We start from the raw sequence: 12,727 nt of genomic DNA on the forward strand, positions 1-12,727 counted from the left end.
ACCCGCACACGACAACGGCCCCGGGCACGATGAGCACGTACCCGGGGCCGCAGCGCGCCCGCGCGCTACTCCGTCGCGATCGCGCCCAGCACGTTCATCCGACCCGCCCGGAACGCCGGCACCAGCGCCGCGACGAGTCCGACGAAGGCGGAGCCGATGAAGACGGTGATGATCGTCGGCCAGGGGATCTCCAGGACGCCGAGCCCCTGGAGCGCCAGCAGCTGCTGGGCGGAGGCGCCCCAGCCCATGCCGAGGCCGAGGCCGAGCACCGCGCCGAACAGGGCGATGACGATCGACTCCAGGCGGATCATGCGTCGCAGCTGCCGCCGCGACATGCCGATCGCCCGCATGAGGCCGATCTCCCGGGTGCGCTCCACCACCGACAGAGCGAGGGTGTTCACGACGCCCAGGATCGCGACGATGATCGCCAGGGCCAGCAGGCCGTAGATCAGGTTGAGCAGCTGGCCCATCTGGTCCTTGAGCATCTGCTTGTAGTCGGCCTGGTTGCGGACCTGGACCTGCGGGAAGTCGTGCAGCGCCTTCTTCAGCCCCGCGTAGGCCGCGTCCTGCCGCCCGTCCTTGGCAGCGGCGAACATGATGTCGTTGACCGGCATCCGGTCGGCCGGCACGTAGCGCGCCGCGGTCGTGATGTTGGTGTACATCGCGCCCTGGTCGAAGACGGTGTCCGCGGACGTGATGGCGGCCACGGTCAGCGTGGCGGTGTCGCCGTGCTCGAAGCGGACGGCGAGCTTGTCCCCCAGCTTGACCTTGTGCTTGTCGGCGAAGCTCTCGCCGACCGACATCGCGCTCGCCCCGTACGCGGCCGACAGCTCCCCGGCGACCGTCTTGACCTGGAGGTCCTGGGCGTACGTCGGGTCCGCGGCGGTCAGTGAGGTGTCGGACACCGACCCGTCGGGGGCGGTGAGCTCGACGTCCAGGGACTTGTAGTCCGTGACGTGGGCGAGGTCAGGCGCGGCCTTGATGGCGCGCTCGATCTGCGGGGTGATCGGCTGGCCGCTGTCGGAGGCGATGATGAAGTCCGCGCCGACCGACTTGTCGAGCTGGTCGGTCGCCGAGGCCACCAGCGAGGAGCCGACCACCGACAGGCCCGCGACGAGCGCGAGGCCGATCATGAGGGCGGCGGCGGTGGCGCCGGTGCGCCGCGGGTTGCGCAGCGCGTTGCGCTCGGCGAGGCGGCCGACCGGGCCGAAGATCCGCAGGACGCCCGCGCTGATCACCCGGACGACGACGCCGGCGAGCAGCGGCCCGACGACCACGAAGCCGACCAGGGTGAGCAGGATGCCGAGGCCCAGGAACATCGAGCCGTCCGCGGCCTTGGTGGCCCGCACGGCGGCCAGGAGCGCGGCGGCACCGGCGAGGGTGAGGGCCAGGCCGATCACGGCGCGCACCTTGCCGGCACGGCCGTCGGCGGGGGTGCCGGCGTCGCGCAGCGCGGCCATCGGGGAGACCTTGCCGGCCCGCCGGGCGGGCAGGTAGGCGGCGAGGACGGTCACCACCACGCCGAGGACGAGCCCGATGACGGGGGTCGTGGCCTTGATCGTCAAGGACGAGGTGTCGAGGTTCATACCCGCGCTGCCCATGAGGTTCATGAGCAGGACGGCGAGCCCGACGCCGCCGCCGATGCCGAGCACCGAGCCGACCACACCGAGCAGCAGCGCCTCGACCAGCACCGAGCGGTTGACCTGGCGGCGGCTGGCGCCGACGGCCCGCATCAGGCCGATCTCCCGGGTGCGCTGGGCGACCAGCATCGAGAAGGTGTTGACGATGAGGAAGACGCCGACGAGGACGGCGATCCCGGCGAAGCCGAGCATCGCGTACTTGATGACGTCGAGGAAGCCGGCGATGTCCTTCTGGTTCTCGGCGGTCCACTCGGCCTGGGTCTGCACCTTGTAGCCGGCGGTGGCGCCGAGGGCGGCGGTGACGTTCTTCTTCAGCTGCTCGTCGCTGACCCCGGGCTTCGCGGTCAGGCCGACGCTGCTGAAGACGTCCTTGGCGCCGAGCAGCCTGGTCTGGGTGGTGGCGGTGTCGAAGTAGAAGATCGCCGCACCGGGGTTGGTGACCTTGAAGGTGGCGATGCCGCTGATGCGGGCCCGGAACTCACCGGGGATGGCGATGACGCGCAGTTCGTCGCCCAGCTCCAGGTGCTTCTTGTCGGCGGTGTCGGCGTCGACCATCACCTCGGTGGGGCCGCGCGGGGCGTGGCCGGAGGTGACGTCGACCGAACGCAGCTCGGTGGGGTCCCAGTTGGTGCCGATGGTGGGGGCACCGGAGGTCGGGCCGAGGTTGTCGCCGGCGGCGTCGGTGACGGTCAGGGTCTGGCTGTTGGCCTCGCCCGTCGCGGACTTGACGCCCTCGACCCGCTGCAGCTCCCCGGCCACGGAGGCGGGCACGGTGGCCGCCTTGGTGGTCATCTGCATCTCGTCGTCGGTGGGCGCGCCCTTGGGCGTGACGGTGACGTCCGAGGCCGTGGCGGCGAAGAGCTTGTCGAAGGTGGACGTCATGGTGTCGGTGAAGACGAGCGTGCCGCAGACGAAGCCCACCGACAGCAGGACGGCGATGGCGGACAGCGCCATGCGTCCCTTGTGCGCGACGAAGTTGCGCATCGAGGTCTTGACGACGGTCACGACGTCCTCCCGCGGGCGTCGAAGTCCTTCATGCGCTCCAGGACGGAGTCGGCGGTCGGGTCCCGCATCTCGTCCACGATCCGGCCGTCGGCGAGGTAGAGGACGCGGTCGGCGTACGAGGCGGCGACCGGGTCGTGCGTGACCATGACGATGGTCTGGCCGAGTTCGTCGACGGAGCGGCGCAGGAAGCCGAGGATCTCCGCGCCGGCGCGCGAGTCGAGGTTTCCGGTCGGCTCGTCACCGAAGATGATCTCGGGACGGGCGGCGAGGGCGCGGGCCACGGCGACGCGCTGCTGCTGGCCGCCGGAGAGCTGGCCGGGACGGTGCTTGAGGCGGCCGGCCAGGCCGACGGTCTCCACGACGCGCTGCAGCCACTGGGGGTCGGGCTTGCGGCCGGCGATGTCCATGGGCAGCGTGATGTTCTCGGCCGCGTTCAGGGTCGGCAGCAGGTTGAAGGCCTGGAAGATGAAGCCGATCTTGTCCCGGCGCAGCTGGGTGAGCTTCTTGTCCTTCAGCTTGGTGATCTCGGTCTCACCGACCCAGATCTGGCCCTCGGTCACCGTGTCGAGACCGGCGAGGCAGTGCATCAGGGTCGACTTGCCGGAGCCGGACGGCCCCATGATCGCGGTGAAGCGGCCGCGGTCGATGTCGACGTCGACCGCGTCGAGGGCCACGACCCGGGTCTCGCCCGAGCCGTACGCCTTGGTGACCTGACGGGCCCGGGCGGCCACGGCCGTACGTTCTCCGCTGCCCCCGGACTTGGGAATCGATACTGCCGTTGTCACTGGAATGCTCCTGTTCGAGTGGTCGTCGCCGCCGGTTCGGGGCGTGCTTCGTCGCGTACCAAGACTGGCTTCGGGGAGGGGGCCGGGACGATGGTGCGCGTCTCCGTATCGGCCCGGGGGTTAGCCCCACCAGAAGGCTAGGGAGCCCAGGAGGGCCCCCTCGTCCTCCGCCGGTACGAACCGGGGGTAGGAGAAAGTTCGGTGGGACCCCTAGGGGGACTGCGACTTTCGGCTGACCCGGCTCGGGGTCGAGAGTGCGCCCTCCGGTCGCGGGAGGTTCAAGCCGCGCCGTCCGGCCTGCGGGAACCCCCTGTGCGCACGGGGGCCGGGCATGAAATCGTGTGTCGTACACACAACCAGGGGGTCCCGTGGAGCGCACCGAGCAGACCGCGACCGCAGCCGCCACCGCGCGCCGGCAGGGGCCGCAGCGGCGCGGCCCGGTGGTCGCCGCGCTCATGCTGGCCATGGCGCTGGCGGCGATGGACTCCACGATCATCTCCACCGCCGTGCCGCAGATCGTCGGCGAGCTGGGCGGCTTCTCCGTCTTCTCCTGGCTCTTCTCCGGCTACCTGCTCGCGGTCACGGTGACCCTCCCGGTCTACGGCAAGCTCGCCGACACCTTCGGCCGCAAGCCCGTGCTGCTCACCGGCATCGGCATCTTCCTGCTCGGTTCCGTGCTGTGCGCCGGGGCGTGGAGCATGGCCGGCCTGATCGCCTTCCGCATCGTGCAGGGGCTCGGCGGCGGTGCCATCCAGGGGACCGTGCAGACGGTCGCCGGCGACCTGTACCCGCTGAAGGAGCGTGGCCGCATCCAGGCCGCGATCTCCACGGTCTGGGCGGTCTCGGCCGTTCTCGGGCCGCTGTGCGGCGGGCTGCTCGCCGGGTACGCCAGCTGGCGTTGGATCTTCCTGATCAACCTGCCGATCGGCGCGGTCGCGCTCCTGCTCATCTCCCGCCATCTGCGCGAGCGGGTCGGCGAGCGGACCCGGCACCGCGTCGACTGGCCCGGCGCGCTGCTGCTCTTCCTCTCCGGCGGGCTGCTGATCACCGGCCTCGTCCAGGGCGGGCCCGCCCGGTGGTGGCTGCTCGGCGGCAGCCTCGTCATGGGCGCCCTCACCGTGTGGGCCGAACGCCGGGCCGCGGAGCCGATCATCCCCGGCTGGGTCTGGCGGCGCCGGGTGATCGTAGCCGTCAACCTGGCATTGGGCATGCTCGGCGTCCTCATGGTGGCCCCGACGGTCTTCCTCCCGACGTACGCCCAGACCGTGCTCGGGCTCGGGCCGATCGCGGCGGGCTTCGTGCTGTCGGTGATGACGCTCAGCTGGCCCGTCTCCGCGGCCCTCAGCAACCGCGTCTACCTGCGCATCGGCTTCCGCAACACCGCCGCCCTGGGCATGGCGGCGGCCACCGTCGTCCTCGTCGTGCTGGTGACGCTCCCGTACGCCGGTCCCGCCTGGCAGCCCACCTTGGTGATGCTGGCCCTCGGCGCCGCCCTCGGCCTCTTCCAGCTCCCGCTGATCGTCGGTGTGCAGTCCACCGTCCCGTGGAGCGAACGGGCCACCGCCACCTCGTCGATCCTCTTCTGCCGCCAGGTCGGCCAGAGCGTGGGGGCCGCCGTCTTCGGCGCCGTCGCCAACACCACCCTCGCGTCCCGGCTGCACGGCTCCGGCACCGACCTCGACTCGATCGCCGGCGCCGCCCACGTCGACGACCAGGTGCGCCGCGCCGTCGCGGCTGCGGTCGACCACGTCTACGCCGGCGCGGCCGTCGCGGCGGTCCTGTCCCTGGCCGCCGTCCTCCTGGTGGCCCCCCGCCGCTTCCCGGTCCTGGAGGAGGACCCGGCGGTACGGTGAGCCCATGGACGCGAAGACCTACGCGCGCATGCGGGCCGTCGCCGAGGACCTCATGACCCGGGAAGAGGCCTGGGCCGTGGAGATCGGCGAGGGTGTCATCACGATGATGATGCCGCCGGTCAACCGGCACGAGCTGATCGCCCTGCGGCTGGCACGTCAACTTCAGCGGCAAATCGACAGCGATGCCGAATGGACAGGCCACACCGCCTGGAGCGGCCCCGAGATCGAGGCACCCGCCATAGGGCGCATGCGCCGCCCGGATCTGGTCGTCGTGCCGGAACGGGCCCTCGACACGCTCGGTTTCCTCGACCCCGCCGACGTCGCCCTGGTCGCCGAGGTCGTGTCGACGTCCAACCCGGAGAACGACTACCGCGACAAGACCCGGGACTACCCCGCCATGGGCATCCCGCTCTATCTGATCATCGACCCGCGCGACAAGACGCTGGCCGTCCTCTCCGATCCGGGACCGGCGCCCGGCGATGACGGCCCCCGTTACCGGGCGCGCCACGACTACGCCTTCGGAGACACCGTCCCCGTGGGGCCGTGGGTCGTGGACAGCGGGGAGTTCCCCGCCTACGACGGTTCCTGATCGTCCCCGGGGGAGGGGGCGGGCACGTCGGCAGCGGCGGGGCCGGGATCGTCCTCGGTCTCGGGGACCTCACGGCCGGTGAGGGCGGCGAGGCTGCTGCGGACGTGGGCGAGGTGCTCGCGGATCTCCTCCCGGCGGACCTCGTGCTCGCGCAGTTCGCGTTCGGCGGCGAGCCGGATGCGCTCCTCCCGGACCCGGGCCTGGGCGAGGAGTTCCGCGGCGGTGGCGTCGGCCTTCTCCTGGCGGCGCCTGGCGGCCTCCTCCGTCTCCGCCAGGGCCCGGCGGGCGTCGTCCACCATGGCCTCGGCGTAGGAGGTCAGTTCGGCCAGGCGGGAGTCGACCCCGGCCTCGCCCTCGGCGAGTTCGTGCTCCTGGGTGTCGAAGCGCTCGCGGTGCTCCTTCTCCAGTTCGGCGAGGGTGTGTTCGCTCTCCCGCCGTGCGGCGTCGAGGTCCCGGTCGGCGTCGTCCCGCAGCCGGCCGGCCTCCTCGCGGGCGTCGCCGAGGACGCGCCCGGCGACGGCGCGGGCCTGCTCCAGCCGCCGCTCGGCCTCCTCGTCGGCGGCGCCGCGGCGGGCGTGTGCGGCCGCGCGGGCCTCGTCCATGAGCGTGCGGCGGGCGGCCTCGGCCGCGTCGTGCGCGTGCCGGGCCTCCTCCTCCGCCTGTTCGCGGACGGAGGCGGCCTCCTCCTCGACCAGCCGCAGCAGGTCCAGCGCGCCCTTCCCCAGGGACTCGTAGGTGGGCGGCGAGAGGGTGGAGACCACGTCGCGCAGAGCCGCGCACTCCGAGCTCATCTCGTTGGCCAGGACGGTGAGCCGCGCGGCACGCTCCCAGGCAGCGTCGCGGTCCTCGGACAGCTCCTCCAGGAAGCGGTCGACCTGTTCGGTGCGGTACCCGCGGCCACGGACGGTGGCGAAGCCGTGGCCGCGGGGGTGTGCCGTACTCATGCCTCCATTCTCGGGGATTTGCCCGATTTGCTCATAACGCGACACTCCGACCGCGGTTCCGGACGGCCGAAGCCGCGGAACAGAGCGCGATCGGCCGCGGACGACGGTCCCCACTGCTTTCGATGATCCGAATCTGATCACGCAGGCCGGGCTGGTCGCGGTGATGCGGCCGCCCGAGCGGTGCGGCTGTCGCGACGGGTGGCCGGCAAGGTGAAGCCGGCCGGGGCGAGGAACGGTGCGGGTGCGGGTGCGGACGCCGAGGTCGCCGGCACGGTCTCGCACCCGTCCACGGGCCTGAGGGGCCGTTATCCGTCGACGGGCTGGGACCCATGGCCCGTCCACCGGGGCGGCCGACCGCCCGGCTCATCCGGACGGACCTGCAGCAGCGCCCGTACAGGTCACCCCCGCGGGCACCCGTGGCCCGACTCACACAGGCTGCGGGTGAGGGCGGAGCTCCCGCGAGCCGGAGTTCGGGAAGGGTCACGCATGTCAGTCCGAAAGGGTCCGTGCTGGAAGGGCATCGCCGTGACGGCGGCCGTGGCCTGCGCCGTGGCCGCCGCCCCGGCCGCGGCCACCGGCCGCTCCGCACCGGCCACCGTGCCCTCGTTGGCATGGAGCCCCTGCCCTGACGCGCCGGGCTTCACCTGCGCGACGGCCGAAGTCCCGCTCGACCACCTGCACCCTGACGGGCGAATGATCGAACTGGCCGTCATCAAGCGGCCGGCGACCGACCCGGACCGCCGCGTCGGTTCCCTGTTCTTCAATCCCGGCGGCCCCGGCAACGCGGCCGCCGGAACGGCGGCGCTGCCCCTGGCGTACGAAAGGTTCCCCCGCGAACTGCGCGAGCGGTTCGACATCGTCAGCTGGGACCCCCGCGGCGTCGGGCGCTCGACGGCCGTCAGGTGCTTCCGCTCCGTGGAGGAGTTCACCGCGTGGGCGGCGCGGGTGCCGGACGGTTTCCCCGTCGGCGCCCGTGAACGGGAGGCGTGGATCTCCGCCTTCGCCGAGCTGGGCCGGATCTGCGGGCACCGCCTCCCCGCTCTGCTGCGGCACGTCTCCACCGCGGACACCGCCCGCGACCTGGACCTTCTGCGCCGCGCGGTGGGCGACCGGAGGCTCAGCTACCTGGGCGTCTCCTACGGGACGTTCCTCGGCGCCACCTACGCCAATCTCTTCCCCCGCAGGGTCCGGGCCGTGGTCCTGGACGGCAACGTCGATCCGGTCAGGTGGGTGCGGATGCGTCCCGAACTGCCCACCGAGCTGCGGCAGGGGGCCGACATCGGGTCGGCCCGGACCCTGTCCCGCTTCCTGGAACTATGCGGCCGTACGACGGCCGACCGCTGCGCCTTCTCGGCCGGCACCCCGCGAGCCACCCGGGACAAGTACCAGCGGCTGCTGCGGCGCCTGCGCGAACACCCTCAGGGAGAGTGGACCTACGCGGCCACCGTGGCGGCGGTCGTCAACGGGCTGTACGTCGTCGCCCCCGGGTGGACCGAACTCGCCCAGGACCTCCAGGACCTGTGGGAAGGCCGCGCGCCTTCCCGGCAGGACTCCACCGCCACCCCCGCGGCTGCCCCGGTGCCCTCGAAGGCGGAGGAGCAACCGGCGTACCCGGAGGTGGAACCGCCACTCGCCGTGGAGTGCTCGGAGAGCCCCAACCCGCGCGATCCACGACGCTACCGCCACTTCGAACGGTACGCCCGGGCCCGGTCGGGCGACGTCGGATCGTACTGGACGTGGTTGCCCGAACCGTGCGCCACCTGGCCCGCGCGGGCGGCCCACCCCTACACGGGACCGTGGAACCGCTCCACCGTCCCCCTCCTCACCGTGAACACCACGTACGACCCGGCGACCCCGTACCGGGCAGCGGTGGCGGCGACCCGGCACCTGGGGAACGCCCGTCTGATCACCGTCCGCGGCTACGGGCACACCACGCTGCTGAACCCCAGCACCTGCGCCGGCCTGCACGAGGTGCGCTACTTCCTCACCGGCGCACTGCCTCCCCGGGGCACCGTCTGCCGCCAGCACACCCGGCCCTTCACGTCCCCCGTCCCGTCCCCGGAGTGACCGCCGAAGCGGCCGCACCGCGCTCCGGCTTCCCGGCGAGTCGTCACGTAGCAGGCCGGGGCGTGCCGGTGGCGATGTCGCGCCGCCTTCGCACCCCGGCGAGCCGGCTCCAGGACACTTCCCCCCGGACGGCCCGGTTCCCTGCCCGTGGCCCCGGCGGGCGGGCGGACGCCTGCCGGGCAGGCGGTCCGCCGTCCGGTGACCCTCCTGTGCCGACTAGAGCATTCCGTCCCACATCTGCTCGATGAGCACCGGCCACCAGTGCTCGGGCGACGCCACCGCCGCCGGGTCCAGCGCGGCCAGCTGGTTCTGGAAGTCGACCGTCCAGCGGCCCGCCTGCTCGGGTGTCAGGCCCAGCCGCCAGCGCCACATCTTCCCGAGCAGCGCCAGGCAGCGGACGAACTCCGGCAGACTGGAGTTGACGAACTGCGGCACGGCCGCCGCACCGCCCGGCCCGGCCTCCAGCGGCACCGCGACGATGTGCGCCGTGCCGTACTGCACGCACAGCTGCCGGCCGAAGTCGTTGCCCATCACCAGGTACGAGCCCGCGTCCGGGGCCGGCTGCGCGCCGCGCTCGGCCGCCAGCTCGGCCAGGGTCGGCACCGGCCGCCCGGGCTGGGCCTGGGCCCAGAAGAACGGGCCGAAGTCCACCGGCAGCCCGGACCAGGTGAGCGTCTGCGCGACGAGGTCCGGCACGCCCTGGCGGGCGACCGCCCGCTGGTCGAAGCGGAACACGCCCTGCGGCCCGAAGGACTGCGCCAGTTCGTGCCCGATCGCGTCCAGCGGGACCGGGGGGACGCGCTGGATCCGGTGCGGCTCGGGCAGCGGCACCCGGTGCGGGTGGGCGTGCGCCGGGGCGCTCGCCACCTGGTGCAGCTCGCCGAGGTGCGTCAGCAGGTGCTGGACGCCCGCTCGACGGCTCGCGTGGTCCTTGCCGTACGGGGCGGTGCTGCTGATCCGCACCTGGGGCCAGGTCTCGCGGATCATCCGGGCGCAGTAGCCGCCCGGCAGGTCGCACGACTCCAATTCGGTGTGCAGCTCCAGCACCGCCTGCGGAGGCACGCCGAGGGCGCGCAGCTCGTGCAGGATCTGCCACTCCGGGTGCGGCGTTCCGGGGGCGGAACGGCGGATCAGCTGCTGCTCCGAGCCGTCCTGCGCGCGATAGCGGAGTACGGCCATGTAGCCGGGGCCGACCGTGGGCACCCCGGTGGGCGCCTGGGCCTGGGGCTGCGGCGGCTGGGGGTAGCCGTACGCCGCGGGCCGCGGCGCCACCGGGCCCGGCGGAGAGGGCGCAGGCGGTGCCGGCGCTCCGGCGCCGCCCTCCGGGCGGGACAGCATCGTGGCGGCCTGGTGCACGTCCCCGGCCGCGGGCCCCGGCGGCGGGGGTGCGGGCGGGCCGGGCCGGTCGTTCGCGGGGAGCGCCTGCACGAGCTGCGTGGGCACGTACCCGGCGGCCGGGGTGCCGGGCACTCCCGGACCGGGCGGCGGCGCGGGCGGCCCGGGTGGGCCGGGCGGACCGGCCTTCGAGGTCTCGGCGGCGGCCACGTCGGCGACCCCGCGAGCCGGGCCGGGCGGCGGGGGCGGCGGAGGCGGGCCGTCCGGGCGGGACAGCATCGTCGCGGCCTGGTGCACGTCCCCGGATGCGGGCCTGGCGGGGGTGGACGGCGCGGGCGGCGGCGGGGGCGGACCGGCGAATGGCGTGGGCGGCGGAGGAGGCCCCGGCGGCGGAGGCGCGGCCGCGCCACCCGGGTAGCCGTAGGCGCCGGGCCCGGGAGCCGACGGGGGTGGGGGCGGCGCGCCCGCACCGGCGCCGGGGTAGCCGTAACCCCCCTGCGGCAGCGGCGTCCCGGTCTCGCCCACACCGGGCAGCCGCTCGGTGCTGGCGTCGGCGCTCGTCACCGGCAGCGGCGTATGGGCGTCGTCCGAGTCGCTGATCGGCGGCGCGTACACCGTCGCCGGCGGCGGCACGGAGGCTCCCGCGCCCTGGCCGTCGTTGGCGTCCCGCCACGCCGCGGGCGGCGGGGTCGGCGCCCCGCCGTACGGCGTCGGCAACGGCGGGGTCGGGGTGGGGACGTACGGCTGGGTGGGCGTGGCGGGACCGGGCGCGGTGACCGGCGCCGGGGCGGGCGGCGGCATGGGGACGGTGTCGCCGGGGGCGCCGTCGGCGTTGCGGCGGTCGGGGATGCCGAGCCGGTCGGCGGCGTCCTGCAGCCACTGAGGCGGGCTCAGCAGGAAGGAGGTCGCCTCCAGGTCGATCCGCCGGGGCGGCTCCGGCACGGCGTCCGCGACCGCCTCGGCCGTTGCGCCGTAGGTCTCCTCCCAGCGGCGGATGATCTCGCCCACGGGCAACGCGGGCCAGAGCGTGGCCTCGCCGCTGTCCCGGGCGATGACGATGCGGGTCTCCCCGTCGTCCGAGGTCGGACCGCCGTCCCTCGGCTCGGACCAGACCACGAAGCCCCGGTCGAACTCCCGCACCCGCACCTCGCGGGCGAGGTAGGCCGGGACGTCGGCGTTGATCCACCGCTCGGCGCGCTCCTGCGCCTGCGCGAAGGTGACCATGTGCTGCCTCACCCCTCCACCGGAACGGCGCGGGCGAAGCCGCCGTCCACCATCAGGTTCGCCACCGTCTCCAGCTCCGGCGGGTCGCCGGCGAGCGCGGCCAGGAAGGCGTCGAAGTCCTCGCCGCAGGGCAGCAGCAGCCCGCAGACCCGTTCCTCGGTGGAGCCGAAGGCGCCGTCGGCGTCACGCACGTCGTCGTACGGGCACAGCCACATGGAACCCAGGTCGGCGCCGCGCGACTTCACGGCGAGCACGCCGCCCTGGACGTAACAGATCGCCAGGTAGTCCTTGGTGAGGTGGTCCCGCAGGCACTTGTTGACGTAGCCGAGGTCGTTGACCGCCGCCTCGTCCCGCACGGTGAAGAAGGGCTGGTCGACCAGGAGTCCCAGCATGGGCAGCAGGGCGACGCCGCGCGGCGCGCTGCCGCCCGCCGCCTTCAGGAAGGTCCGGTACGCGCCGGGCAGCCGGTAGCCGAGCTCCTCCTCGACGTCCCGGACCTGCTGCTCGGTGACGGCGACCCCGTCCTTGCGCAGCCCGAAGTGGACCGGCCGGGTCTCCTGCAGCGGCCGGGTGCCGCGCTTGTCGTGGTCGGCGGAGGCGGTGGTGGCCAGGCCGCCGTGGTGCCGCAGCAGCGACTTGACCTCGGCGGGGATCAGCTCCAGACGACGGCTGCCGGCGACGTGGTGCCAGGTCCACCCGTGCGGCGTGGCGACGGGGGGCAGGCTGCCCCACAGCTCGTGACCGGCGGCGTGCAGCGCGGCGTTGGCCGACACGTAGTCGGTCAGCCGGAGTTCGTCGATGCCGAAGCCGTCCGGCGGCTCTGCGATCTCGGCCGCCGCGCGGGCGTACGGCGAGAAGTCGGGGAAGCCGCGCTCGTCCACGCGTACGCCCTGCGGGTGGCGGGCGCGCCGCACCGGGTCCGGGAAGTGCACGATCTGACCGGCGTAGGCCGCGTTCGGTGGCGCGGCCCGATGCCCGGGCCGACCTGTCGTCATTGCCGATGCCCCCATGCTGAATCTGGTGTTGGGCACAGCCTATGGGGTGTGGCAAGAGGTGCTTCCGCTGGTTCAGGTCACGGGTGTACGGCCAACCGCGGCGAGTTGTCCGCGCCGGGTGACGCAGGTGGCCGACGGCGCCGGCACCTTCAACTGCGCGCTGAACAGGGTCCGTTGTGCCGCTCCCGTGGAGGCCTTGGTCGAATCCGTCCGACCCGGCGCTACTATCCGTACAACCACTGGCCAACGCAAGGAGCACCACTGCGGCAGCACATCGGACCGCGACACGC

At 73.6% G+C, this 12,727-nt stretch carries 8 protein-coding genes; 3 read left to right on the forward strand and 5 right to left on the reverse strand.

The genetic code is table 11. The features are described from left to right. Positions 1–65: 65 nt before the first annotated feature. Positions 66–2,645, reverse strand: a complete 2,580-nt coding sequence (locus ACRWNP_RS19090) for an ABC transporter permease (protein WP_431962856.1) — start codon at positions 2,643–2,645, stop codon at positions 66–68. Then, the gene (locus ACRWNP_RS19095) at positions 2,642–3,430 is read right to left on the reverse strand and encodes an ABC transporter ATP-binding protein (protein WP_431962858.1); all 789 of its coding nucleotides are present in this window, start codon (positions 3,428–3,430) and stop codon (positions 2,642–2,644) included. The genes ACRWNP_RS19090 and ACRWNP_RS19095 overlap by 4 nt, the downstream gene beginning before the upstream one ends. A 368-nt stretch (positions 3,431–3,798) precedes the next feature. On the opposite strand from ACRWNP_RS19095, the gene ACRWNP_RS19100 reads away from it, so the two are divergent. Both ACRWNP_RS19100 and ACRWNP_RS19105 read left to right on the forward strand, forming a co-directional pair. Continuing rightward, complete coding sequence (locus tag ACRWNP_RS19100; protein ID WP_431962860.1) at positions 3,799–5,283, forward strand: MDR family MFS transporter; 1,485 nt, start codon at positions 3,799–3,801, stop codon at positions 5,281–5,283. Positions 5,284–5,287: 4 nt separating this feature from the next. Then, entirely contained in the window at positions 5,288–5,872 is a 585-nt protein-coding gene (locus tag ACRWNP_RS19105; protein WP_431962862.1) for a Uma2 family endonuclease, read from the forward strand. On the opposite strand, the gene ACRWNP_RS19110 is transcribed toward ACRWNP_RS19105, so the two are convergent. Next, positions 5,857–6,816: a DivIVA domain-containing protein gene (locus ACRWNP_RS19110; protein ID WP_431962864.1), complete on the reverse strand. Its 960-nt coding sequence runs from the start codon at positions 6,814–6,816 to the stop codon at positions 5,857–5,859. The genes ACRWNP_RS19105 and ACRWNP_RS19110 overlap by 16 nt on opposite strands. Positions 6,817–7,302: 486 nt before the next feature. Between ACRWNP_RS19110 and ACRWNP_RS19115 the strand changes: the two genes are divergently transcribed. Continuing rightward, complete coding sequence (locus ACRWNP_RS19115; protein ID WP_431962866.1) at positions 7,303–8,883, forward strand: alpha/beta fold hydrolase; 1,581 nt, start codon at positions 7,303–7,305, stop codon at positions 8,881–8,883. Between the two features lie 216 nt (positions 8,884–9,099). On the opposite strand, the gene ACRWNP_RS19120 is transcribed toward ACRWNP_RS19115, so the two are convergent. Beyond that, positions 9,100–11,442: an SUKH-4 family immunity protein gene (locus ACRWNP_RS19120; RefSeq protein WP_431962908.1), complete on the reverse strand. Its 2,343-nt coding sequence runs from the start codon at positions 11,440–11,442 to the stop codon at positions 9,100–9,102. 8 nt (positions 11,443–11,450) lie between these two features. Next, a complete protein-coding gene (locus ACRWNP_RS19125; RefSeq protein ID WP_431962867.1) occupies positions 11,451–12,437 on the reverse strand; it encodes an HNH endonuclease in 987 nt (328 codons plus the stop codon). Positions 12,438–12,727 lie beyond the last annotated feature (290 nt).

This window comes from Actinacidiphila sp. bgisy160 (assembly GCF_965342435.1).
GTDB lineage: Bacteria > Actinomycetota > Actinomycetes > Streptomycetales > Streptomycetaceae > Actinacidiphila.

Coding starts and splice junctions, on each gene's coding strand:
- ACRWNP_RS19120 (WP_431962908.1), bottom strand. CDS start 11,442: ATGGTCACCTTCGCGCAGGCGCAGGAGCGCGCCGAGCGGTGGATCAAC.
- ACRWNP_RS19125 (WP_431962867.1), bottom strand. CDS start 12,437: ATGACGACAGGTCGGCCCGGGCATCGGGCCGCGCCACCGAACGCGGCC.
- ACRWNP_RS19105 (WP_431962862.1), top strand. CDS start 5,288: ATGGACGCGAAGACCTACGCGCGCATGCGGGCCGTCGCCGAGGACCTC.
- ACRWNP_RS19110 (WP_431962864.1), bottom strand. CDS start 6,816: ATGAGTACGGCACACCCCCGCGGCCACGGCTTCGCCACCGTCCGTGGC.
- ACRWNP_RS19115 (WP_431962866.1), top strand. CDS start 7,303: ATGTCAGTCCGAAAGGGTCCGTGCTGGAAGGGCATCGCCGTGACGGCG.